The sequence below is a fragment of the Aeromicrobium phoceense genome (assembly GCF_013868155.1).
Lineage (GTDB): Bacteria > Actinomycetota > Actinomycetes > Propionibacteriales > Nocardioidaceae > Aeromicrobium > Aeromicrobium phoceense.
On the sequence record NZ_JACEOG010000001.1, the window covers coordinates 913795 to 937989 of the forward strand.

General features: G+C 70.3%; 22 protein-coding genes and 1 riboswitch. Of the genes, 19 read left to right on the top strand and 3 right to left on the bottom strand.

Annotated elements, in window-relative coordinates:
- The first annotated feature begins 21 nt into the window (after window positions 1-21).
- Window positions 22-927 carry a pseudouridine-5'-phosphate glycosidase gene (locus tag H1W00_RS04355; RefSeq protein ID WP_181753942.1) on the top strand — a complete coding sequence of 302 codons (906 nt, stop codon included), beginning with the start codon at window positions 22-24 and terminating at the stop codon, window positions 925-927.
- Entirely contained in the window at window positions 924-1793 is an 870-nt protein-coding gene (locus H1W00_RS04360; RefSeq protein WP_181753944.1) for a PfkB family carbohydrate kinase, read from the top strand. Before H1W00_RS04355 ends, H1W00_RS04360 begins: the two co-directional genes overlap by 4 nt.
- Window positions 1794-1863: 70 nt before the next feature.
- Here H1W00_RS04360 and H1W00_RS04365 read toward each other — a convergent pair whose 3' ends face one another.
- From H1W00_RS04365 to H1W00_RS04375, 3 genes are all read right to left on the bottom strand, one after another.
- Entirely contained in the window at window positions 1864-5016 is a 3153-nt protein-coding gene (locus H1W00_RS04365; RefSeq protein WP_181753946.1) for a heterodisulfide reductase-related iron-sulfur binding cluster, read from the bottom strand.
- Window positions 5017-5110: 94 nt separating this feature from the next.
- Window positions 5111-6301: an MFS transporter gene (locus H1W00_RS04370; protein WP_206679966.1), complete on the bottom strand. Its 1191-nt coding sequence runs from the start codon at window positions 6299-6301 to the stop codon at window positions 5111-5113.
- On the bottom strand, window positions 6298-6843 hold the full coding sequence (locus H1W00_RS04375; protein ID WP_181753948.1) for a DUF4916 domain-containing protein: 546 nt from the start codon (window positions 6841-6843) through the stop codon (window positions 6298-6300). The genes H1W00_RS04370 and H1W00_RS04375 overlap by 4 nt, the downstream gene beginning before the upstream one ends.
- Window positions 6844-6995: 152 nt before the next feature.
- On the opposite strand from H1W00_RS04375, the gene H1W00_RS04380 reads away from it, so the two are divergent.
- The 17 genes from H1W00_RS04380 (at window position 6996) to H1W00_RS04460 (ending at window position 24188) form a co-directional block, all read left to right on the top strand.
- Entirely contained in the window at window positions 6996-9050 is a 2055-nt protein-coding gene (locus H1W00_RS04380) for a DUF6801 domain-containing protein (RefSeq protein WP_181753950.1), read from the top strand.
- An 80-nt stretch (window positions 9051-9130) separates the two neighbouring features.
- Window positions 9131-9727 carry a VanZ family protein gene (locus H1W00_RS04385; RefSeq protein ID WP_181753952.1) on the top strand — a complete coding sequence of 199 codons (597 nt, stop codon included), beginning with the start codon at window positions 9131-9133 and terminating at the stop codon, window positions 9725-9727.
- Window positions 9728-9733: 6 nt separating this feature from the next.
- A riboswitch (TPP riboswitch) is annotated at window positions 9734-9843 on the top strand.
- Entirely contained in the window at window positions 9833-10423 is a 591-nt protein-coding gene (locus H1W00_RS04390) for an ECF transporter S component (RefSeq protein ID WP_181753954.1), read from the top strand. Its footprint overlaps the riboswitch before it by 11 nt.
- Window positions 10420-11769, top strand: coding sequence for an ATP-binding cassette domain-containing protein (locus H1W00_RS04395; RefSeq protein WP_181753962.1), 1350 nt, complete (start codon window positions 10420-10422; stop codon window positions 11767-11769). The genes H1W00_RS04390 and H1W00_RS04395 overlap by 4 nt, the downstream gene beginning before the upstream one ends.
- Entirely contained in the window at window positions 11766-12443 is a 678-nt protein-coding gene (locus tag H1W00_RS04400) for an energy-coupling factor transporter transmembrane component T family protein (protein ID WP_181753964.1), read from the top strand. The genes H1W00_RS04395 and H1W00_RS04400 overlap by 4 nt, the downstream gene beginning before the upstream one ends.
- Before the next feature lie 158 nt (window positions 12444-12601).
- Window positions 12602-13603 (top strand): DUF6801 domain-containing protein, encoded by a 1002-nt coding sequence (locus H1W00_RS04405; RefSeq protein ID WP_181753966.1) that lies wholly within the window; start codon window positions 12602-12604, stop codon window positions 13601-13603.
- Between the two features lie 63 nt (window positions 13604-13666).
- Complete coding sequence (locus H1W00_RS04410; protein ID WP_181753968.1) at window positions 13667-14647, top strand: ABC transporter ATP-binding protein; 981 nt, start codon at window positions 13667-13669, stop codon at window positions 14645-14647.
- A 2-nt stretch (window positions 14648-14649) separates the two neighbouring features.
- Window positions 14650-15423, top strand: a complete 774-nt coding sequence (locus H1W00_RS04415) for an MlaE family ABC transporter permease (RefSeq protein WP_181756164.1) — start codon at window positions 14650-14652, stop codon at window positions 15421-15423.
- Between the two features lies 1 nt (window position 15424).
- Window positions 15425-16252: an MlaE family ABC transporter permease gene (locus tag H1W00_RS04420; RefSeq protein ID WP_286930431.1), complete on the top strand. Its 828-nt coding sequence runs from the start codon at window positions 15425-15427 to the stop codon at window positions 16250-16252.
- Window positions 16252-17568, top strand: a complete 1317-nt coding sequence (locus H1W00_RS04425; RefSeq protein WP_181753970.1) for an MCE family protein — start codon at window positions 16252-16254, stop codon at window positions 17566-17568. Before H1W00_RS04420 ends, H1W00_RS04425 begins: the two co-directional genes overlap by 1 nt.
- Window positions 17565-18647, top strand: a complete 1083-nt coding sequence (locus H1W00_RS04430; RefSeq protein WP_181753972.1) for an MCE family protein — start codon at window positions 17565-17567, stop codon at window positions 18645-18647. Before H1W00_RS04425 ends, H1W00_RS04430 begins: the two co-directional genes overlap by 4 nt.
- Window positions 18638-19627, top strand: coding sequence for an MCE family protein (locus H1W00_RS04435; RefSeq protein ID WP_181753974.1), 990 nt, complete (start codon window positions 18638-18640; stop codon window positions 19625-19627). Before H1W00_RS04430 ends, H1W00_RS04435 begins: the two co-directional genes overlap by 10 nt.
- The gene (locus tag H1W00_RS04440; protein ID WP_181753976.1) at window positions 19624-20799 is read left to right on the top strand and encodes an MCE family protein; all 1176 of its coding nucleotides are present in this window, start codon (window positions 19624-19626) and stop codon (window positions 20797-20799) included. Before H1W00_RS04435 ends, H1W00_RS04440 begins: the two co-directional genes overlap by 4 nt.
- Window positions 20799-21899 (top strand): MCE family protein, encoded by a 1101-nt coding sequence (locus H1W00_RS04445; protein ID WP_181753978.1) that lies wholly within the window; start codon window positions 20799-20801, stop codon window positions 21897-21899. Before H1W00_RS04440 ends, H1W00_RS04445 begins: the two co-directional genes overlap by 1 nt.
- The gene (locus H1W00_RS04450; RefSeq protein ID WP_181753980.1) at window positions 21896-23170 is read left to right on the top strand and encodes an MCE family protein; all 1275 of its coding nucleotides are present in this window, start codon (window positions 21896-21898) and stop codon (window positions 23168-23170) included. Before H1W00_RS04445 ends, H1W00_RS04450 begins: the two co-directional genes overlap by 4 nt.
- The gene (locus H1W00_RS04455; RefSeq protein ID WP_181753982.1) at window positions 23167-23688 is read left to right on the top strand and encodes a pilus assembly FimT family protein; all 522 of its coding nucleotides are present in this window, start codon (window positions 23167-23169) and stop codon (window positions 23686-23688) included. The genes H1W00_RS04450 and H1W00_RS04455 overlap by 4 nt, the downstream gene beginning before the upstream one ends.
- Window positions 23685-24188: a hypothetical protein gene (locus H1W00_RS04460; RefSeq protein ID WP_181753984.1), complete on the top strand. Its 504-nt coding sequence runs from the start codon at window positions 23685-23687 to the stop codon at window positions 24186-24188. Before H1W00_RS04455 ends, H1W00_RS04460 begins: the two co-directional genes overlap by 4 nt.
- The last annotated feature ends 7 nt before the right edge of the window (window positions 24189-24195 follow it).

Sequence of the window (24195 nt, forward strand, 5' to 3'; positions counted from 1 at the left end):
GCGCCTCGATAGAGTCGCCGGGTGAGAGTCCAGCCGTCCCCCGAAGTCGCCGCTGCCCTGGACGAGGGGCGGCCCGTCGTCGCCCTCGAGTCCACGATCATCAGCCACGGCCTGCCCCGTCCCGACAACCTCGAGGCGGCGCAGGAGTTCGAGGAGATCCTGCGGTCGCAGGGCGTCACGCCGGCCACGATCGCGGTGCTCGACGGCGAGCTGAAGGCCGGCCTCACCGCTGACGAGCTCGCCCGGATCGCGAACGAGGACGTCCCGAAGCTCACGGTGCGCGACCTGCCCGTGGTGCTCGGCATGGCCGGCAGCGGCGCCACCACGGTGGCCGCCACGTCGTGGATCGCCGACCGCGCCGGGATTCGTGTCTTCGCGACCGGCGGCCTGGGCGGCGTGCACCGCGGTGCGTCGGAGTCGTTCGACGAGTCCGCCGACCTCACGGTGCTGGGCCAGGTGCCGATCACGGTCGTGTCGGCGGGCGTGAAGTCGATCCTCGACATCCCCGCCACGCTCGAGCGCCTCGAGACGCTCGGCGTCATCGTCCTGGGCTTTCGCACGAAGGACTTTCCCAGCTTCTGGTTGACGTCGTCGGGCCACGAGCTCGACTGGCGGGCCGAGGACGCGTTCGCCGTCGCCGCCGTCATGCACAGCCGCGACGAGCTGGGCCTGAAGTCGGGCATCGTCGTGGCCAACCCGCTGCCGGAGGAGAAGCAGCTCGATCCCGTCGTCCACGCCGAGGCGCTCGAGCGCGCACTGGCCGAGGCCGACGCGAAGGGCCTGTCGGGCAAGGAGGTCACGCCGTTCCTCCTGCAGCGCATCGTCGAGCTGACCGGCGGCGACAGCCTCGCGGTCAACCTCGACATCGCGCGCAACAACATCGCGGTCGCCGCGCGCATCGCGATCGCCGCGGCGGAGTACCCGTGATCCTCGTCGTGGGTGACGTGGTCGACGACATCGGCGTGCTGCCGCTCGAGCCCGTCGCGCCGCGCAGTGACACCCGCGCCCAGATCCGGATGACACCCGGCGGCTCGGCCGCGAACACCGCGGCGTGGCTGGGGTTCCTCGGCGCCGACACCCGGTTCTTCGGCAAGGTCGGCAACGACGGGGTGCAGCGGCACGGCGCCGCTCTGCGCGACCATCAGGTGGAGCCGCGGCTCGTCGCCGACCCGCTGCTGCCCACGGCCACGATCGTGCTGACCCTCGATGACGACGCCGACCGCACGATGTACGTCGACCGCGCCGCGAACGGCACCCTGGCCTCCGCCGACCTGCCCGAGGACCTGTGGGACGGGGTCGACTGGCTGCACCTCACCGGCTACACGTTCTTCGACCCGCAGACGCGCGACGTCGCGATCGAGCTGATCGCCGAGGCCAAGCGGCGCGGAGCCGGCGTGAGCGTCGACCCGAGCACCACTGCGTTCCTGCGCGGGGTCACGCCCGAGGCGTTCGCCGCCTGGACCCGCGGGGTCGACCTGCTGGTGCCCAACCTCGACGAGGCGCGCCTGCTGGTCGGTGCCACCGGCCCGTTCGTCGACTTCGACACCCTCACGTCCATGTACCCGCACGTCGTGGTGACGCTCGGCTCGATGGGAGCCGCCTACGTGGCCGGGAGCGCGCGCGAGCAGGTGGCCGCGCCGCGCGTGCAGGTGGTCGACACCACCGGTGCCGGCGACGCGTTCACCGCGGGGTTCCTGGCCTCGTGGCTCGAGACGAAGGATGCTCGTGCCGCGCTCACCGGTGGCATCGGTGCGGCCAGCCGCTGTGTGCAGCAGCGCGGTGCCCGTCCCTAGGTCCTCTCCGCGGTAACGACAACGCGCCAGCACCCGTGAGGGGCTGGCGCGTCGTCGTGCGTGAGGGCCGTCAGGCCTTCGTGTCGTCGGCCTCGTCGTCCTGAGCGGCCTGCTGGGCGGACTCGCTCAGCTCGGCCCCCGACGGGTTGGCGTCACTGAGCGGCACGGCGTCGTCCGAGACCGGATCCGGGGCGGGGGCGTCCTCGACCGGCGTGATCGCGGCGAGCTCCTCCTGCTCCGAGGACGGCTCGGCGTGCTTCTCGGCCGGCAGCTCGGGCTCGGAGTCGTCGTACACGACGGACTCGGCGTCCGGGTTCGTCGTGTCACCGCTCTCGGGGTGCGGCTCCGGCTTGGGCTCGTCCTCGGCCGCCGTGTGCGGCTTCGGCTCGTCGTCCTCCAGCGCGTCGAGCAGCGACGGCTGCTCGTTCGCGGCGGGGGCGTCCTCGGTGGCCTCGGGCTCGGTGGCCTCCGGCTCCTCGGCGGCGGGCTCGGCCTCGGCGGGCTCGGCCTCGGTCTCGGGCGCCTCGGCGGGAGCCTCGGACACCTCGGCCGCCGCCTCGGCGTCAGGCTGGCCGAGGCCCTCCTGGCGCTCGTTCTGGGCCGGACCGTCCTCGGACTCCGAGCCGAGCTCCGGGTTCGACACCGCATCGCCCGTGGCCTCGGGCTCGGGGTCGGACTGGGCCGGCTCGTCCTCGGGCTCGGTGGCCACGGAGACGGGCTTGGTGCCCTCGTGGTCGGCCGCGCCCTCCGGCGTGGCGTCGCCCTTCTCGAAGATGCCGCCGGCGGTGCCCTTGTCGTCGACCGCGATGTTGTGCTTCGCGGCCATCTCGGCGTCCTCGGCGCGGCTGTCGCCCTCGGGGTTGTCGAGGTCGTCGCCGGCGTCCGTGGGAGCCTCGGCCGAGTCGTGCGCGTCCGCGGCGGCGCCCACCGACTCGGTGTCGGTCAGCGTGCCGGGATCGGCCTCGGCCGCGGGTCCGGGCTCGGCGTCCTCGGGCTCGTCGCCGGAGGCGTGCGACTCCTCGGCCGCCATGACCAGGGCCTCCGCCTCGGCCACGACGTCCTCCTCGGAGCGCTTGACCGCCTGCAGCAGCAGCTGCGCGACGTCGAGCACCTCGACGTTGACGAGCGACTCGTCCTCGGCCTGCTTCGCAGTGAGGCCGTCGGCCAGCATGACGCGGCAGAACGGGCAGCCGACGGCGATCTTCTCCGCGCCGGTGCCGATGGCCTCCTCGGTGCGGTTGATGTTGATGCGGGAGCCGATCTTCTCCTCCATCCACATGCGGGCGCCGCCGGCGCCGCAGCAGAAGGAGGTCTCCTTGCTGCGGTCCATCTCGACGTAGTCCGCGCCCGTCGCGCCGATCAGCTCGCGCGGCGGCGAGTAGACCTGGTTGTGACGGCCCAGGAAGCAGGGGTCGTGGTACGTGACCTTGGCCGCGGGAGCCGCGGGCGCGACCGGCTTGAGCTTCTTCTCGCGCACGAGGCGGTTGAGCAGCTGCGTGTGGTGCACGACCTCGAGCTCGATGCCGAGCTCCTTGTACTCGTTCTTGAGCGTGTTGAAGCAGTGGGCGCAGGTCGAGACGACCTTCTTGACCTTGGTCTCCTGGAAGACCGCGACGTTCTCCATCGCGAGCTGCTTGAAGACGATCTCGTTGCCGGCACGGCGGGCGGAGTCGCCCGAGCAGGTCTCGCCGTCACCGAGGACGGCGAAGGTGACGCCGGCGATGTCCAGCAGCTCGGCGACGGCCTGCGTGGTCTTCTTGGCGCGATCCTCGAAGGCGCCGGCGCAACCGACCCAGAACAGCCACTCGACCTCGTCGAGGGACTCGACGTCGACGCCGACCTGCTTGACCTCGAAGTCGAGGTCCTCGGCCCACTTCATGCGGTCGCGCGGGTTCATGCCCCACGGGTTCCCCTTGCGCTCGAGGCCCTTGAAGATGTTGTTGAGCTCGGCGGGGAAGTTGGACTCGACGAGCACCTGGTAGCGGCGCATGTTGTCGATGTGGTCGACGTGCTCGATGTCGACCGGGCACTGCTGGACGCAGGCGCCACAGTTGGTGCACGACCACAGGACGTCGGGGTCGATGACGCCGAAGAGGTCCTCGCTGCCGATGAGCGGACGCTCCAGCTCGCGCTGTTGCTCCTCGGTGAGGGTCTCGGGGTCGGCGCCGAGCAGCGGCACCTTCGCGTAGGCGTGCTCGCGCAGGCCCATCATGAGCAGCTTCGGCGAGAGCGGCTTCTCGGTGTTCCACGCGGGGCACTGGCTCTGGCAGCGACCGCACTCGGTGCAGGTGGAGAAGTCCAGGATGCTCTTCCAGCTGAAGTCCTCGACCTTGCCGACGCCGAGCTTCTCGAACTCCTCCTCCTCCATGTCCTCCATGGTCTCGAGGTCGAGCGGCTTGCCGGCGACGTAGAGCGGGACGAGGGCACCGAGGGCGGTGCCGCCGTCGGCCTCGCGCTTGAAGTAGATGTTGAACCAGGCCAGGAAGCGGTGCCAGGCGACGCCCATCGTCAGGTTCTTGCCGATCACCATCAGCCAGACGGTGGCCGAGACGACCTTGACGACGGCCAGGATCGTGATGGCGGCCTCGAGGCCGGTGACCGACAGGCCCGACCACAGCGTCTCGCCGATCCAGGCGGTGGTGGGGAAGTGGAAGGCGCTCGCGTGGCTGTCGCCCTCGAGGCTCATCAGCTGGTACTCGGCGCCGCGGATGAGAATGCCGGCGGCGCACTCGAGCGCGACCATCGCCTCGACGAAGTAGGCCTGGCCGAAGCGCGAGCCGAAGAAGCGGCTCTTGCGGCCCAGGGTGCGCGGGTGGTTGCGCTGACGGATCACGACGAGCGCGGCGATGCCGATCAGGCCGAGCCAGGCGATGAGCTCGCTGACCCACTCGAACAGGAAGAAGTGGCCGATCAGCGGCAGCACGAGGTGCGGGTTCCAGACCTGCAGGTAGGCCGTCGCGACCGCGGTGCTGAGGATGATGAAGCTGAAGAAGACGGCCCAGTGCAGGATGCCGACCCACTGCCACTGGAGCATGCGCGTGTGGCCGAGCGTCTCGACCAGCATGTTCTTCGTGCGGCTCTTGGGGTTGTCGGTGCGCCCGTAGGCCGGCGTGCCGGCGCGGATGACTCCGAGCATCCGCTTGATCCCGGGTGCCAGGTAGTACACCGCCAACGCCGTGGAGACCAGCGTGATCACTCCGGCGATGATGTTGATCGGTTCCATGCCGATTCCTCTCGCGGTTCAAGCAGTTTGTGCTGACCCTAATCTGCGGCGAAGCGGGCTGCTCAGTTAGGCCAGCCAAAGCCGTGCCTTGATGTTACCTACGAGTAGCAACGGGCACGCAGGCGATGGCTGCGAGGGGGAAGACCGCCGCGGCCGCGAACGCCCAGCCGTAGCCCGCGTACTGCACGATCGCGCCCACCACGGGAGGGACGGCGGCCGATGTGAGGTACTGCCCGGTGTTCTGGATCCCGAACGCCCGGCCCGACCAGCGCGACCCGGCGATCTCGGCCACCGCCGTGAAGGCCAGCCCGTTGTCGGCCACTGTGATCATCGTCGCCGCGACCATGATGGCGACCGCGACGGGCGAGCCCTCGAGGAGCGCCAGCAGCAGCATCACCGCGGTGGCCGCGACCGCGACCTGTCGCATGGGACCGAGCCGGTCGCCGACGCGGTCGGACCACCAGCCGGCCCCGATGCGGCCGGCGGCGCCGAGCACCTGCGAGACGGCGTAGAGGACGCCCGCGGCGGCGGCGCTCCAGCCGTGCCGGTCGATCAGCCACAGCAGCATGAACGTCCACACCACGTATTGCGGGATGACGAGCAGTGCGGAGGCGGCGTGGATCCGGGCCAGCCGTCGATCGCCTCGGTAGGGGTTGGCGCCGCCGCTGGGGTCCTCGCTCGCGTGGCGGGGCGGGTCGACGACGGTCACGGCGATGAAGACGGTGGCGACGGCCGCGACGACGAGACACAGCGTGACGATCCACGCGACGCCGCGGGTCTGCACCGCCGCCGGCACGACGAGGGCGGCGAGCCCGACGCCCAGCGGAAGACCGGTCTGACGGATGCCCATCGCGAGTCCGCGCCGGTGGGCCGGGAACCAGCCCACGACGAGGCGGCCGCTGGCGGAGTTGGAGCTGCCTGCGGCCACGCCGCAGAGGCCGAAGCCGAGAGCCAGGACGATCGCGTCGTCGGCGCGGGCGCCCGCGAGCGCCACGGCGCATCCGGCCACGAGGAGGGCGAGACCGGAGGACAGGGCGATCCGCTCACCGACGCGGTCGACGATCGCTCCCCAGACCACGAGCGTGAGCAGCGTGCCCACCAGGGGCGCGGCGGCGAGCGCACCGCTGGCCACGAGGGAGAGGCCCTCGTCGAGGTGCAGGTGGGGGATGAGGAGCAGCGGCGTGCTCACCACGGCGGTGGCGGTGACCTGGGCCACCATCGCCGCGACGAGCATGAGCCACGGGCTCGGGTGACGGGTCCCCGGCGGGGCCGCCCTGCGGCTCACGCCAGGGCGCCGACGTGCGCCATCGCCTGCTGGAGCAGGACGCCGCGGCCTCCCTCGAGCTCGTCGAGCACCGCGGGGGCGAGGGCCTCGCGCGGGGTCAGCCACGAGAGCTCGAGCGCGTCCTGGCGCGGGTCGCACTCACCGGTGACCGCCACGACGTAGGCCAACGCGACGGCGTGCTGGCGCGCGTCGTGCAAGGGCGTCACGCCGGGCAACGGAAAGTACTCGGCCACCGTGAACGGCACGATGTCGGCGGGCAGTTGCGGGAACGCGGTGGGACCGAGGTCCTTCTCCAGGTTGCGCATCAGCGCGGTGCGGATGGGCTCGCCGTGGAGCACGCGTCCCGAGACGAACGACCGCGCCATGGTGCCGGTGGTGGCGGACCCACGCAGCAGCAGACCGACCTGCTCGACCTGGCCGAGACTGTCCAGACGGACCGGGATCGCCTCCACGTAGAGGATCGGGACGCGGCCGCGGGTCTCCTCCAGTTCAAACTCGGAGAGCCAGCCGGGGTTCGGGTCGGGGGTGCGCACGGAGGGCATGGGCCCATTGTGGTCGATGCGCGGTCGTCGGCAGCGCAAGTCGTTCGCGAACACCGGTTGTCACTACGAGTTACAGCACTTAGGGTGAGGTGGATCACACGCAGTTCGGCGTGCGCCAGATGGAGTGCTCGCCACAACGAGGGGAACCATCTGTGCGCTTCACACTTCTACCGTCCCGACGCGCGACCGCCGCTGTCGCCGCCGTGGGCCTGGCCGCCGCCGGTGTCGTCGGTGCCGGCTTCCTCAGTCCGGCGGCCGCCGACCAGACGCTCGAGAAGGACTTCCCCTTCAAGTGCGAGGTCATCGCCGGCGGTCTGAACCTCGGCATCCAGGACATCGGCGTCAAGGCCACGACGGTGGTCCCGGACTCGGTGACTCCCGGCGAGACCATCCCCTCCACCGCCGTGAGCATCACGCTCACGATGCCGGAGCTCCTGCGTCAGTCCACCGCGCTGCTGCTCGGAGGACGTGAGGCAGCCGGTGCGTCCACCGACTCCGCCGTCACCCTCACGTCGGGCGGCCAGACGATGACGGTCGCGATCCCCGAGCTGGGTTCGGCCCGCACGCCGATCCCGCAGGTGGCGAACGAGCCGTGGCTCATCCCGGCCACCGGCATGGTGCCGCCCATCACGGTGCCGGACTACGCCACCGACACGGTGGTCGTGGGCATGCCCCAGACCTTCAACATCACCGCCACCATCTACAAGGCCGACGACTCCACGATCCCGTCGACGCTCTCGTGCACCGGCCCCGCTGACCTGGCCCTGGGTTCGATCGCGGTGACCGAGCCCACGTCGGAACCGACGACGGAGCCGACGACGGAGCCGACCACCGAGCCGACCACCGAGCCGACGACCGAGCCGACGACGGAGCCCACCACCGAGCCGACGACCGAGCCGACGACCGAGCCCACCACGGAGCCGACGACGGAGCCGACGACGGAGCCGACGACCGAGCCGACGACCGAGCCGACGACCGACCCGACGACCGAGCCCACCACGGAGCCCACCACGGAGCCGACCACGGAGCCGACCACGGAGCCGACGACCGACCCGACGACCGAGCCCACCACGGAGCCGACCGAGCCCACGCCGACTGAGCCGGTCGACCTCTCGAAGAGCTTCACGTACGTGTGCGAGGTCGTCGCTGGCGGACTCAACCTGGGCAACCACGACATCGGCGTCCTGGCCGAGACGACGGTTCCCGGCTCAGTGCGCCCCGGTGAGACCATCGCGGAGCGCGGGGTCAGCATCACGCTGACGATGCCGGAGCTGCTGCGCGAGTCGACCGTGCTCCTGTTGGGTGGCCGGTCGGCCGAGGGCAGCTCGACCGATGCCGCCATCACGCTCACCACCGGCGGTCAGACGTCGACGGTCGCGATCCCGAACCTGAGCTCCCCCCGCACGGACATCCCGCAGCAGGCCGGCTCCCCGTGGCTGATCCCGGCCTCGGGCACGGTGCCCTCGATCACCGTCCCGGCCTACGCGGCCGAGTCGGTGGCGCTGGGCATGCCGCAGGACTTCACCATTGCGGCGACGATCCACACCACGAGCACCACGCTGCCGGCGGCACTGACCTGCGCGGGTCCGTCCGCGCTGGATCTCGGCAGCATCCCGGTCTCGGGCGACCCCGTCACCAACCCGACGACCGAGCCGACCTCGGAGCCGACGACCGAGCCGACTTCGGAGCCGACGACCGAGCCGACTTCGGAGCCGACCTCGGAGCCGACGAGCGAACCGACCGCGGAGCCGACGACCGAGCCCACGACTGACCCGGGCGAGGAGCCCGCCGACGATGAGGTCGAGCTGCTCAGCTCCGACGTGCTGTCGCCCGGCGACACGATCACCTTCGCGTTCGGTCCGGACTGGATCGGCAAGGAGCTGGCCTTCGAGCTGCACTCCGAACCGATCGCGATGGGCACGCGGGTGGTGAGCACCTCGGGCGAGGCCTCGGTGCGCATCCCGACGAACGCGCCGCTCGGCTCCCACACGGTGAAGGTGCTCAGCCGGGGCGTCGTCATCGCCGAGGTCCCGGTGGAGATCGTCGCCGCCGACGCCAGTGGCGACGCCTCGGACGACGACTGGGCCAGCGACGACTACCTGGCCGCCGCCGGTGGTCCGGGGCTCGGTGTCGCAGTCCTCGGCGGCGCCCTGGTCGTGGCTGGTGCAGCCGTGATGCTGCAACGTCGCCGCACGCGTCGCGACTGAGTGCCGCCGGGGGAGCGGGGGCGGGTCTCTGCGGACCCGCCCCCGCCCTTGGCGTGCCCGGGGGTTGAGAGGATCCTCCGGTGTCCACCGTCGAGATCCCCGTGCTCCCCGTGCTGATCCCGGCGACGATCGCCGCGATCGCCGCGTCGCTCGGGTGGCTGCACCGTCGCGGGCGCCTCACTCCGCTGCGCGCCGCGGTCGGCGTGGTCGCGTGCGTCTACGGCGCCGCCGTCCTGGCGCATGTGCTCCTGCCGTTTCCCGTCGCCACGGACGACCCGCGGCCGTGGCGCGTCCTGGTCCACCTCACGCCGTTCACCGACGTCCTGGACGACCCCGCCGGGATGCTGCTGAACATCCTGCTCTTCGTGCCCCTCGGAATGCTCCTGCCGCTCGTCACCGGAGTCCGGACGGTGCGCCGGGCGGCGGCCGTGGGTTTGCTGGTCAGCGTGGCCATCGAGGCGGTGCAGCTGGCCGGAGTGCTCGTCGTGGGCGCCGGCCGGATCGCCGATGTCGACGACCTCGTCGGCAACGCCCTGGGCACCGCGATCGGCTGGACCGCCTGCGTGCTGCTGATGCAGCTCCCACCGCTGGGCCGGCTCGCGGCTCGGGCCTCCTGGGCAGAGGACGGAATCGCCTCGGGGGCCGCCCCCGGTGCCGCGCCCGCCACGGGAGGCTAGGCTGGCTGCACACGACAGGGGAGCGCCATGCAGAGGGCGCTGAGAGTGCGGAACAGCCGCAGACCCTTGAACCTGCTCCGGTTAGCACCGGCGAAGGGAGTCACGATGACATCTGCTGTCCGTTCCACCACGAGGTATCGCACGCTCGACCTGGTGACCATCACGATGCTCGGTGTCGCGTTCGGCGTCGTCTTCTGGGGCTGGGGGAAGCTCTACGCCCTCGTCGACATCGGTGCGGCCGTGGGATTCAAGCCGGCTGCGGCCCTCCTCGCCGGGATGTGGCTCATCGCCGGCGTCGTCGGCGGCCTGATCGTCCGCCGCCCAGGTGCGGCGCTCGCCACCGAGCTCGTCGCCGCGCTCGTGTCCACGATCGTCCTCGGCGGCACCGAGTGGGGCAGCGCGGTGCTGATCTCGGGCCTCGTCCAAGGGCTCGGGGCCGAGCTCGCGTTCGCGATCTTCCTGTACCGGAGGTTCGACCTGCCGACTGCCGTCCTCGCGGGCGCGTTGTCGGCGGTCTTCGCAGCCTTCTACGAATGGAACTACTACTACGCGGACTGGGACCTGACGTGGCGGCTGTTCCACCTGGGCTTCTTCGTCACCTCCGGCATCATCATCGCCGGGTTGGGTGGCTGGCTCCTGGTGCGTGCGCTCGCACAGGCAGGTGCGCTCGACTCGTTCGCTGCCGGCCGGCAGTGACGGTCGCGTTCCACGACTACTCCTGGACGCCGCTGCACGCCCGCCGCCCGGCGCTCGACCGGCTTGACCTGCGCATCGACCCCGGTGAGCGCGTCCTGCTGGTCGGGCCCAGCGGCAGTGGCAAGTCGACCGCCCTGCATGCGATCGCCGGCGCACTCGGCACGACGCTGGTCGGCGAGGCCAGCGGATCGGTCGAGGTGCACGGGCGCATCGGGATGGTCACCCAGAACCCGTCCTCGTCGATCGTCGCGGACCGGATCGGGCGCGACGTGGCGTTCGGCCCGGAGAACCTGGGTCTGCCGCGCGAGGAGATCTGGCGACGGGTCGACGCCGCGCTCGAGGCGGTGGGCCTGGATCAGGGGCGTGAGCGCTTCACCAGTGCGCTGTCGGGCGGAGAGCGGCACCGTCTCGCGCTCGCGGGCGCCCTGGCGACGGAGCCGGACCTGCTCCTGCTGGACGAGCCGACGTCCATGCTGGACGCCGAGCTGGCGGCGGAGGTCCGCGACGCCGTCCTGCGCGTCGTCGGCGACTGCTCGCTCCTCGTGGTCGAGCACCGCTTCGAGCTCTGGCTCGACCATGTCGACCGGGTCGTCGTGCTCGAGGAGGGGCGACCGGTCTTCGACGGGTCCGTGCCGTCGTTCCGTGGCGCTGCCGTGCCGGAGGCGCTATGGATGCCGGGGCGCCCGGCGCCCGAGCCGGCCTGGATCCCTGAGGAACTGGTGCACCCGTTCGCCCCGGCCGGCGTCACCGCTCGTGCGCTGGTGATCGACCGGGTCACGCGCACGCTGCGGGGCACCGAGCGCACGCGGGCGGTCGACGGGCTGACGCTCGAGCTGGCACCCGGCACCCTGACAGCGCTCGTGGGCCGCAGCGGAGCGGGCAAGTCCACGGCGCTGCTGGCGCTGGGCGGACTCCTGGAGCCCGTCTCGGGGGAGGTCGACGCACCGGCCGAGCTCGGCTGGTGCCCCCAGGACCCCGAGCTCGGCTTCGTCGCGCGGACGGTGCGCGAGGAGCTGGAGGCCAGCCCTGCAGCGTTCGGGCGCACCGTCGACGTGGACGCGGTGCTCGAGGTCATCGGCCTGGTCGGCCGTGGTGACGATCACCCCTACCGGCTGTCGGGCGGAGAGCAGCGCCGGCTGGCGCTCGCGGCCAGCTGCGCGCACCGGCCGGGGCTGGTCCTCGCGGACGAGCCCACCGTCGGACAGGACCGAGGCACGTGGGCGACCGTCGCCGGCTGGCTGGGGGCGTCGGCGCAGGCAGGTGCCACGGTGGCCGTCTCCACGCACGATCCGGACCTGCCGCGCGACCGCGACGTGGTCCTGCATGAGGGGGTCGTCGTGCGATGACTGGCCTGATCACGCGACTCAACCCGCTCGTCCTGCTGGCGATCGGCGTCGCCGCGGCCCTCGGCTCACCGGCGATCCGCACGATGCCGATCGCCGTGACGTGCGCCGCCGTCTACGTCGTGGCGGTCGTGGCGGTGGTGCCCTCGTGGCGGTATCCGGTGGTGTGCCTGGCCTTCGTGGCGCTCCCGGTCGCCACGATCGTGTGGAGCACGTGGCTGTTCGGCGGTCGCGACCTCGAGGTCGCGGCGGTCGCGGGAGTGCGGACCTTCGTCATGGCGTGGCCGGGCGCCGTGGCCGCCGGCTACATCGACGTCGCGCGCCTCGGCGACTACCTGGCCCAGACGCTGCACGTTCCCGGTCGGTTCGCCGCTGCGCTGTCCGCCGCGCTGCAACGGGTCGGCGGGGCGTGGCAGGCCTGGCACGACCTCGACCGGGCCCGCAGGGCGCGCGGGCTGCGGCGCCGCCCGTGGCCGATGGCCTTCGCGCTGCTGGTCCACACGATGAGGGACGCGAGCCGAACGTCGATCGCGATGGACGCCCGCGGCTTCGCCACGGCCGGGCGTCGGACGTGGGCCGAGGCGGCGACCTGGCCGCCGATCGACCTGCTCGCGCTGGCCTTCGCGGCCGCCGCAGGCGCCCTTCCCGTGCTCTTGTTACTCGCGAGTCGGGTGTGATCCCTCGACGGACGAGAGTGGCTTGCATCACAGTGCAACTAGAGGTTACAGTCGACGCGATTGCGACCCGGGGGTGGCAATCAGCCGGGTCTGTCCAGTCGTGAAGCGAGGAAACCATGCGCTTGAGCGCTCATGTACGTCGAGGCCTTCGCCTCGCGGTGGCCAGTGCCGTGGTCGGTGGCGGCGCCATCGCCTTCTCCGCGCCCGCGCAGGCCGTGCCGGCCAGCATCGACCGTGTCCCCTACGTCTGCAAGGCGCTGAACTCCACGATCGACCTCTCGCTCCAAGGGCCCAAGCAGTTCTACGTGACGTCGCAGACCGATCTGCCTGCGAGCGTCGAAGCCGGTGCAACCGTGCCCGCGACCGAGACGTCCCTGACGCTCGCGCTGTCGACCGCGCTCGTCGATCGGCTCTACGGACCGATGAAGGTGCGCCGGGTCAAGGGTTCCTCGACCACGAAGGTCGACCTTCAGGCCGTGGCGCCCGGGGGCGAGCTCGTCGAGACGATGAGCCCCGACGTCAAGGGACCCAACGGCGAGCCGGGACCCCTGGTCAACGACTGGGTCGACCTGACCGAGGGCAGCGAGGTGTCGATCGTCGCTCGCGGCAGGGTCGACGCCGTCGACGTGCCGCAGGCCGCTGACGGCAACGGCCTCATCTACGTCCAGATGCCCCTCAGCTTCACGCTCCACTCGGAGATGGACCCGCCGGTCGTCGGATCGATCTCCAAGGCAGACCTGCGGTGCACCCGAGGAGTGTTGAACTCGGCCGGGGACGGCGTCGTTCCCGACAAGGAGCAGCGCATCATCGGCACCATCGCGGTCGGAGCGGGCTGCTCCCAGACCGAGTGCCCGCCGCCGCCTGTCGGGTCCGGGACCGAGACACCTGAGGATCCCGACGTTCCCGACGGAAGCGGAACCGACCCCGAGGTGATCGACCCGGTCAACCCCGACGATCCCACCGACGTCAGCGACAGCGGCTACACCTGGGAGGACAGCGACGGCGACGGCGTGGCGGACACCACGACCAGCGTCTCCGCCGAGACGACCGAGCTCCCTGCGACCGGGTCCCCGTTCGCTGCCGGCCTGGCCGCCCTCTTCGGCCTTCTCGTGGCGATCCGCCTGGCGCTCGCGGTGAGGGAGCGGCGCGCCGGCGCGTGATCCGGACGAGTTCCTCCAGGTGCCCGCGAACGCGCGGGCTCCGTCCCCCTGACAAGGAGCCCCATGGGTGTCGAAGTTCGCGTCGAAGGCCTGACCAAGACGTTCGGTCAGCAGACGATCTGGCGTGACGTGTCGCTGACGCTGCCCGCCGGGCAGATCAGCGTCATGCTCGGCCCGTCGGGCACCGGCAAGTCGGTGTTCCTCAAGGCGCTCATCGGCCTGCTCAAGCCCGACGAGGGACACATCTTCATCGAGGGCACCGACATCGCCACCTGCAGCGAGCGCGAGCTCTACGAGATCCGCAAGCTGTTCGGCGTGCTGTTCCAGGACGGGGCCATGTTCGGGTCGATGACCCTGTTCGACAACGTGGCCTTCCCCCTGCGCGAGCACACCCGCAAGAACGAGACCGAGATTCGCGACATCGTCATGGAGAAGATGTCGATGGTCGGCCTCGTGGGCGCCGAGATGAAGCTTCCCGGTGAGATCTCCGGCGGCATGCGCAAGCGAGCCGGCCTCGCTCGTGCGCTGGTGCTCGAGCCCGAGATCATCCTGTTCGACGAGCCGGACTCCGGCCTGGATCCGGTGCGCACCGCGTTCATCAACCAGCTCATGGTCGACCTGAACGCCCAGACCGAGGCCACCTTCCTCATCGTCACCCACGACATCAACACCGCGCGCACGGTGCCCGACAACATCGGCCTGCTCTACCACCGCCACCTCTCGATGTTCGGTCCCCGCGAGATGCTGCTCTCGAGCGAGGAGCCGGCGGTGCGCCAGTTCCTCAACGCCCAGACCGTGGGGCCCATCGGCATGAGCGAGGAGAAGGACGCAGACGAGCTCGCCGCCGAGGACCACACCACGCTGCCGCCGCTGCCGCCCATCCCGCTCCAGCTCTTCCCGTCCGACGGCCGCCCTCGCGCCACGCAGGCCGAGCCGGGGGCCTGGTGCGCCGCCCACGGTGTCGTCCCGCCGCCGGGCTCCTTCGAGAACGACGGCTCGGGGTTCATGTCCCCGTCGCCGCAGTCCGTCGGCGGTGCCCGTTGAGCCTGATCGCCACCGTCACGGCGCCGCTGGCGACCGCAGGACGACTCTTCGCCTTCGGCACTGACGTGCTGATCGCCGTCTTCCGCCGGCCGTTCCAGTTCCGCGAGTTCATCCAGCAGGCGTGGTTCATCGCCTCGATCACGATCATCCCGATCGCCCTGGTGGCCATCCCGTTCGGTGCCGTCGTGGCGCTGCAGACCGGCAGCCTCGTCCAGCAGTTCGGCGCGCAGTCGTTCGTGGGCTCGGCCGCGGTCCTGGCGGTGCTGCGCGAGGCTGCCCCGATCGCCACGGCGCTGCTGGTGGCGGGTGCCGGTGGGTCCGCGATCGCTGCCGACCTCGGAGCCCGCAAGATCCGTGAGGAACTCGACGCGATGATGGTGCTGGGTATCGACCCGATCCAGCGTCTCGTCGTGCCGCGGGTCCTGGCCTGCATGCTCGTGGCCGTCTTCCTCAACGGACTGGTCAGCGTCGTCGGCGTGCTCGGCGGCTACATCTTCAACGTCGTGCTCCAAGGGGGCACCCCGGGCGCCTACCTGGCCTCGTTCACGGCGCTCGCCCAGACGCCCGACCTCTACCAGGGCATGGCGAAGGCCCTCGTGTTCGGCCTGATCGCCGCGCTCGTGTCCACCTACATGGGGATGCACGCCGACGGCGGTCCGCAGGGCGTCGGCCAGGCCGTCATGGAGTCGGTCGTCATCACCTTCCTCCTCCTGTTCATGGCGAACTTCGTCATGAGCGCGCTGTACTTCCAGCTCGTCCCGGCGAAGGCGTTGTGACGTGGTCGACGTCAAGAGCGCCTACCGGCGGCCCCTGAGCACGCTGGACGACCTCGGACTCCAGCTCGCGTTCTACATCCGCACGATCGCGTGGATGCCCCGCGTGGTCATGAGGTACCCGCGGGAGATCCTGCGCCTGCTCTCCGAGGTCACCTTCGGGCGCGGCTCGCTCGCAGTGATCGGCGGCACGGTCGGCGTCATCACGACGATGTCGTTCTTCACCGGCGTCGAGGTCGGCATGCAGGGCCACAGTGCCCTGGAGCAGCTGGGCACCAGTGCGTTCTCCGGCTTCTTCTCGGCGTACTTCAACACGCGCGAGATCGCGCCGCTCGTCGCCGGCATCGCGCTGGCCGCCACCGTGGGCTGCGGCTTCACGGCGCAACTGGGCGCCATGCGGATCTCCGAGGAGGTCGACGCGCTCGAGGTCATGGCCATCCCGTCGCTCCCCTACCTGGTCACGACGCGCGTGATCGCCGGGCTCATCGCGATCATCCCGCTGTACATGCTCGGACTGATGGCCTCGTACTTCGCGACCAAGCTCACGGTGACGGCCATCTATGGTCAGAGCGAGGGCACCTACGACCACTACTTCAACCTGTTCCTCCCGCCGGAGGACGTGCTCTGGTCGTTCTTCAAGGTGCTGGTGTTCGCGTTCCTCGTGATCCTCATCCACTGCTACTACGGCTACTACGCCAGCGGTGGCCCCGTCGGCGTCGGCGTGGCGGTGGGCCGCGCCGTCCGCACGTCGATCGTCGTCATCAACGTCGCGGACCTCATGATGTCGATGGCGATCTGGGGCACCACCACGACCGTCAGGCTGGCCGGCTGATGCCCCGCGTCTCGACGATGGACCGTCCTGCCGTGGTCCGCGGCCTCGGCGTCGTCATGGTCGCCCTGGTCGCCGGGTCGGTGTTCCTCACCTACGCGATGTTCACGAAGCTGTTCTCCGACGACGTCCCCGTCACGATCCGCAGCTCGAGCGCCGGCCTGCAGCTCAATGCCAACGCCGACGTCAAGCTGCGCGGGGTGATCGTCGGCCGGGTCGACGAGATCACCTCGGAAGAGGGCCAAGCGGTGATCCACCTGGCACTCGATCCCGAGCAGCAGCCACTGATCGCCGCCGACGTCCAGGCGTTCGTCGTCCCCAAGACGCTGTTCGGCGAGAAGTACGTCGACCTGCAACCGGTCGCTCAGTCGTCGGGACAGCCGATCGAGGCGGGGGACGAGATCGTCCAGGCGGCGCTGCCGTCGGACGTGGAGAACCTGCTGACCGACCTCGACCCCCTGCTGACGGCACTCAATCCCGAAGACCTGTCGTACGTTCTCACGGCGCTGTCCGACGCGCTCTCCGGCCAGGGCGAGACGCTCGGCACGGGCCTGGAGACGCTGTCGGCCTACCTGCAGAAGATGACCCCACTGGCTCCCGAGCTCGTCGAGGACATCACGCTGCTCGGCGACACGGCAAGGACGTATGCCGACGCGATGCCCGAGATCGGCACCACCCTGCGCAACGCCGTGGTCACGGGCAACACGCTCACGGCTCGCCGGGCGCAGCTGCAGTCCCTGTTCGTGGAGACCGCCGCCTTCGCGACGTCGGCCGAAGCGCTCTTCGACCGCTCGGGCGACGACTTCATCACGCTCGCGCGTGACTCCCGGCCCACGCTCGAGCTGCTGGCCGACTACTCGCCGACCATCGGCTGCGTGCTCCAGGGCATCGACCGGCTCATGCCCGCCATCGACAGCACGTTCCGCAACAACCGCGCCAATGTGTCGATCGAGTTCGCGCCGCGTTCGCCGCGCGAGTACGACGGCCGTGACACGCCGCGCCTGCCCGCCGCCACCGGCGGCCCGGGCTCCTTGTCTCCCAGTTGCGCCACGCTGCCGGGCACGCGGTACACGAAGAAGCGCCCCGCGCCGGGCATGAGCGACTCACTGCTCGAGGAGCTCGGCGTGGGCGGCGACCTCGGAAAGCGAGTGCCGCTGACGGCGCCGACCGTCGTACGCTCCGGCGGCAGTGCCGCCGAGGCCGAACAGGTCAAGGCGATCGTGGCGGCGTCCCTCGGCGTCGAGCCGAAGGACGTTCCCGATGTGGCGACCGCGCTCTACGGGCCGGTCCTGCGCGGAGCGGAGGTGAGCCTCGGATGAGCCGTACCGGACTCGACCGCGCGACCGCGCGCTCGTTCGTGAAGCTGATGGTCTTCCTGGTCGTCACCGGGCTCCTGACGGCCCTGCTGGCGGCGGTCATCGGGAATCGCTCGTTCAGTCGCACGCACGAGTACCGCGCCGTCTTCAGCGACGTCACCAGCCTCGTGGTGGGTGACGACGTGCGCATCGCGGGGGTGCGCGTCGGCAACGTCTCCGACGTCGAGGTGCACTCGGGCAACTCGGCGATCGTGACGCTCAACGTCGACACCGACATCGCGCTCACCCAGGGCACACAGGCCTCCCTGCGCTACCGCAACATGATCGGCCAGCGCTACATCTCGCTCAGCGAGGGCGACGGCCCCGCCGCGCGACTGAAGGAAGGCGAGACGATCGGCCTCGACCGCACCACCCCCGCGCTGGACTTGACCGACCTGTTCGGCGGCTTCCAGCCGCTGTTCGAGGCGCTGTCGCCCGAGGACACGAACCAGCTCGCCTACGAGCTGATCCAGGTGTTCCAGGGTGAGAGCGGCACGGTCGAGTCGCTGTTGGCGCACACCGCCTCCCTCACCGGCACCCTGGCCGAGCGCGACGAGCTGATCGGGTCGGTGATCGACAACCTCACGGTCGTCCTGACCTCGTTCAACGAGCGCGATGACGAGCTGTCCACCGCGATCTCCACCCTGCAACAGCTGATCACCGGGCTGAAGGACGACCGCGGTGTGCTGACCGGGTCGCTCGACGACATCGCCGTGCTGACCGGTGAGACGGCCGGCCTGCTCGACGACGCGGGCCCCGCGATGACGGCGGACATCAAGAACCTGCGCAAGCTGACATCCCAGATCGGAACCCAGAAGGCTCGACGCGACCTGGATCGCACGCTCGGAATCCTGCCGATCAAGATCGATCGCATCGGCCGCACGGGTCAGTACGGGTCCTTCTTCAACTTCTACGTGTGCGAACTCGGGGTCAACGGCAAGGTTCCCTCGCTCAGCGGGGTGCCCGGATGGGAGAAGACCCGTCCGTTCAAGACCACCAGGCGCGTCACCGTGACCGGAGCGGGGGTGAGTCGATGCCGTTGAGGGACATGAAGCCGTTCCGCGAGCGCAATCCCGTGATCGTGGGCGCCGTCTCGTTGGCGATCATCGCCGCGATCCTGCTGCTCGCCAGCCAGGCCGCGCGGCTGCCGATCATCGGTGGCGGCGCCGAGTACGCCGCCGAGTTCACCGAGGTCGGTGGCCTCAAGAAGGGCGACGACGTGCGGCTGGCCGGCGTTCGCGTGGGCGAGGTCGCGGACCTGGAGCTGCACGGCGACAAGGTGCGGGTGGTCTTCCGCGTGAAGAAGGACCGCGATCGGCTCGGCAGCCAGACCGGCGCGTCCGTGCGGATCAAGTCCCTGCTCGGGACGATGTACGTCAGCCTTGAACCCGATGGCTCAGGCACCCTGGCGAAGGGCGCGGTCATCCCGGTCACGCGCACGCAGGCTCCGTACGACATCGTCCAGGCGTTCTCCGGCCTCACCGAGACCACGCAGCAGATCGACAACGACCAACTCGCGCAGGCGCTGGACACGATCAACGACGTGGCCGCGAAGACGCCGGACGAGTTCCGCGAGGCCGTCACCAGTGTCACCGCGCTGTCCAACAGCCTCGCCTCGCGCGATGCCGAGATCAAGACGCTGCTCGAGAACATCGACGGCATCTCCACGGTCCTGGCCGATCGCAACACGGAGTTCGCCAAGCTGTTCGAGGACGGCTCGGTGCTGTTCGAGGCGCTCACCGCACGGCGCGACGCGATCCATGCCGTGCTGGTCGGCGTCACGGACATGTCCCAGGAGATCTCGACCCTGGTCACCGAGACCCGTGCCGACCTCAAGCCTGCCCTCGACCGGCTCGCCGGCGTGGTGGCGGTGCTGCGCAAGAACGAGGCCAACATCACCAGCGCCATCGACCAGCTGCCCGCGTACTACGCGATGGTCGCGAACAACAGCTCCAACGGCCCGTGGCTGGACGCGTACGTCTACAACCTGCTGAGCATCTTCGGCCTGGAGGAGGGTCTGTGAGCGCCTCGACCCGGAACCGCATCCCGCGCGCCGTCCTCGCCGTCGTCCTCGCCGCGGTGGTCCTGGCGGTCGTGATCGTGCTCGCGATCGTCGGGGGGTCGCGTGCCGAGACCAAGACGATCACGGTCGACTTCGAGCGGTCCGTCTCGCTGTACGAGGGTTCCAAGGTTCGCATCCTCGGCGTCGACGTCGGCACGGTCGAGAAGCTCACCCCGCGCGGTCAGAACGTTCGGGCGCGGATCGCGTGGGACGGCGACTACGACGTGCCGGCCGACGCCCAGGCGGTCATCGTCTCGCCGTCGGTCGTCGGCGACCGCTTCGTGCAGCTCGTGCCGGCCTACACCGGAGGAGCCAAGATGCCGGACGGTGCGCACCTCGATCAGTCGAGGACGGGCACGCCGACCGAGCTCGACGAGACGTTCGCGGCGCTCGATCGCGTGGCCACCACGCTGGGGCCCGACGGCCTCAACGAGGACGGTGCCGTGAGCGACCTGCTGGCGAGCTCGGCCAAGAACCTCGACGGGAAGGGTGCCGAGATTCGCGAGAGCATCGAGGCGTTGTCGAAGCTGACGAAGACCGCCGACGGCTCCAAGGACAAGCTGTTCGCCTCGGTCGAGCAGATCGAGCGCTTCGTCTCGGCGCTCGAGGCCAACGACGCCAGCGTCCAGCGGTTCAACGCCAGCCTGGCGGGGGTCTCGGACGTCCTGGCCGACGAAGGCGACGACCTGCAGCTCGCCGTGCGGAAGCTGGCGAGCGCACTCGAGCAGGTCCAGTCGTACGTCGCCGAGAACCGCACGGGACTGCGCCGGAACGTCGATGGGCTCAGCAAGGTCACCAGGTCGCTGGCCAAGCAGCGCAAGGAGCTGGCCGACATCCTCGAGTCCGGGCCGAAGGCACTGTCGAACCTCGCCACGGCGTACAACCCCACCACCGGCACGCTCGATTCACGGACGTCGCTCAAGGGTGCCCGGGACGGGAAGTTCACCGTGATGACCACGCCCGAGCAGGTGGCCGCCTTCTGCGCGCCCGCCAGCGAGCAGAACTCCAAGTACACCTCGGCGTGCTATGCCATGGCCGACGTGCTCACGTGGCTCGGCCGGCAGGCCGACCCGTCCTCGGGAGCCGCGACGAGCGCGCCGACCTCGCTCTCGGACCTGATGGGGGTGGCGTGATGAGTCGGGTCCGCCTCCTCCACGCAGCAGTGGGCACCCTCGGCTCACTCGCCCTGGTGTCCGGCTGTGTGTCGAGCGTCGGCGACCTGCCGCTGCCGGGCGGAGCCGACCTGGGTGACGATCCCTACACGGTCGTCATCGAGTTCGCCGACGTCCTGGACCTCGTGCCCCAGAGCGCGGTCAAGGTCAACGACGTCTCGGTCGGCCGCGTCACGAAGGTCGAGCTCGAGGGCTGGCGCGCGCAGGTCACGGTCAAGATGAACCGCGACGTCGACCTGCCCGACCAGGCCACGGCGTCGATCCGTCAGACCTCGATCCTGGGCGAGAAGTTCGTGTCCCTGGCCGCGCCGGTCGAGGGCGGCGGCGGCCGGCTCGACGAGGGCGACGTCATCCCGATCGAACGGACCGGCAACGCGCCCGAGATCGAGAAGGTCCTGGGGTCGCTCTCGCTCGTCCTCAACGGCGGTGCGCTGAGCAAGGCGCAGGTGATCAGTCGCGAGCTCAACACGGCACTGTCCGGTCGCGAGGCCGACATGCGCACGCTGGTGCGCCGCCTCGACGAGTTCGTCGAGGTCGCCGACGACTCCAAGGACGACATCGTCGAGGCGATCGAGCAGATCGACCGCCTCGCCCGCACCACCAACGACCAGAAGCAGGCGATCGACGCCGCGCTCGACGACCTCCCGGCCGCGCTGGCCACGGTCAACGAGCAGCGGGCCAACTTGGTGAAGATGCTCGCCGCCCTCTCCGAGCTCGGCGACGTCGGCTCCGACGTGATCATCGCCAGCAAGGACGCGCTCACCGCCGACCTCCAGGCACTCGCGCCGGTCCTGGACAGTCTCGGCTCGGCGGGCGACGCGCTCATCACCTCCCTGGAGGTCCTGCCGACCTTCCCGTTCCCGGACTCCCTGCTGGGCGAGACGCCGAAGGAAGCGCGGAACTACCAGATGGGCAACTTCCTCAACGTGTCGATCGACTTCGAGACCGACTTCGCCAAGACGGTCGGGCTCATGACCGAGCGCGAGCGCGCGGCTCTCAAGGAGAGCCTGCGCGAGGAGGACGTCTCCGGCGTCCTGGCCCGAACGGTGGTGACGCCGTGATCACCCGCCGTGTTCGCATCCAGCTGGTGCTCTTCGTGGTGGGTACCCTCATCGCCGCGACCTACATCGGCGCCAACTACGCCCGCGTCGACCGGCTGTTCGGCAGCGGCTACACCGTGACGGTCGAGATGGCCGAGTCCGGCGGCATCTTCACGACCGCCGACGTCACGTACCGCGGCGTCAGCGTCGGTCGAGTGACGGACATGTGGCTCGACGGGGACGGAGTCAAGGTCGAGGTCCACATCGACGAGAAGTCCACGGAGATCCCGGCCGACACCAAGGTGGTCATCGCCAACCGCTCCGCCGTCGGCGAGCAGTTCCTGGACTTCCAGCCACGCAGCGACCGGGGGCCGTTCCTCGACGACGACGCGGTCGTCGCGCGCGAGAACACCGAGGTGCCCATCGACACTCGCACGCTGCTCACGAACGTCAGCGAGCTGCTGTCCTCGGTGAATCCCGAGGACCTCAGCACGGTCATCGCCGAGCTGGGCGACGCCTTCGAGGGCTCCGGCGACGACCTCCGCACGATCATCGACAGCGGCAACTCGTTCATCACGGAGGCCGATCAGAAGTACGAGGTCACCGCGGCGCTCATCCGCAGCTCCTCCACCGTGCTGCAGACCCAGGTCGACTCGCAGGACGACATCCGCACCTTCGCCACCAACCTGCGAGAGCTGTCGACAGCCGTGCGGGCCTCCGACGCCGACCTGCGCCGGGTGATCGACGTCGGAGCGCCCACGGCCACGACGCTGCGCACGGTCGTCGACGAGAACTCGGACCAGATCTCGGCGCTCGTGGAGGACGCCATCACCCTCAACGCCACGGTGAAGGCGAATCTCGGCGGTGTCCGTGGCGTCCTGGTGATCGCGCCCCACGGCGTCGAGAGCGCCTACTCCATCATTGCGAAGGACTCGCGCACCGGTCAGTACGCCGCCCGACTCAGCCTCTCGCTCGAGCCCGAGAACGCGCCGTGCCTCAGCGGCTACGTCCCGTCGGGCCGGCAGCGCACCCCCTTCGATCGCACGGTCGAGAAGTGGGACCGCTCCAAGACCTGCGCCGCGACCAGTCCGCGTGGATCCAAGGCCGGGCCCGCCCGCGTCTCGGGAGCGTCCACGAACTCCACGCCGGACCAGCCCTTGGTCCTGGGCACGTACGATGTGGCGACCAACCGGCTTGAGGTGGGCGACGCGCAGTCGACGATCCCTCAGGCGCTCGATCTCGGCGAGGAGTCGTGGAAATGGATGATGCTCGGGCCCGCGGTGGCGCAGTGACGCGGGGTCGTCTCCTCGATGCCGCCCTGGTCGTCATCGCCGTGCTCGGGCTCGTGGCGGGCATCGCCGTCCTGGCCCGGGGAGCCGAGGTGCCCGCGTACGCCGACACCTCGGCCCGGCAGGACGTGCGGGCCGCGACCGAGCGGTTCGCCGCGGGGATCAACACCTACGACGTCACCGATCTCGACCCCTACGTCGAGCGCATGACCCCGCTCATGACCGACGACCTCGCCGAGCAGTTCGAGGTCTCGACGCAGGATCTGCTGGCCCGCTTCGCCGAGGCGAAGATCGTCACCAAGGGCACCGTCGACCAGGTCGCGATCGACAGCATCGACGCCGACAGCGCCGAGTCCCTCGCCGCGATCACGGTCACCACGAAGCCTGAGAACGTGGCCTACGGCAAGCCACGCCTGCGGTGGCGCGTGTCGCTCGTGCGCGAGGACGGCGAGTGGCTCGTCGACAGCTTCGCCGACGTCGCCGTCGAGGACGAGCCGGCCCAGGACGGGAGTGATCAGTGAGGATCCGCCCCCCCGCACGCCGCACCGCACTGGTGTGCCTGGCACTTGCCGCTGTCGTGTTCGCCCTCGTGGTGGTGCTGGTGATCCAGCGTGAGGAGGCGTCGGCCGTCGAGCAGTTCGACGTCCAGGACGCCGCCACCGCCGCTGCGTCCGAGGCCATCCCGCGCATGCTGGGCTATGAGCACGCTACGATCGCGGCCGACCTGGACGACGCCACCGAGGTCATGACCAAGCGGTTCGCCAAGAAATACTCCGAGCTCACGCCGCAGCTCACCGCGACGGCACAGCAGCGCAAGATCGACGTGACCGCGACGGTGCGCATGATCGCCGCCCTGGAGTGCGGTCAGGAGTGCTCCACCACCTCGGTCCGGCTGCTGGCCTTCGTCGACCAGAACCGCACCATCGCGACGAAGCCCGCCTCGCCCGCGGCGCTCTCGATCGTGGTGCGGATGAAGCAGGTCGACGGCGACTGGCTGGTCGACGACCTCACCACCAGCTGATCGAGGT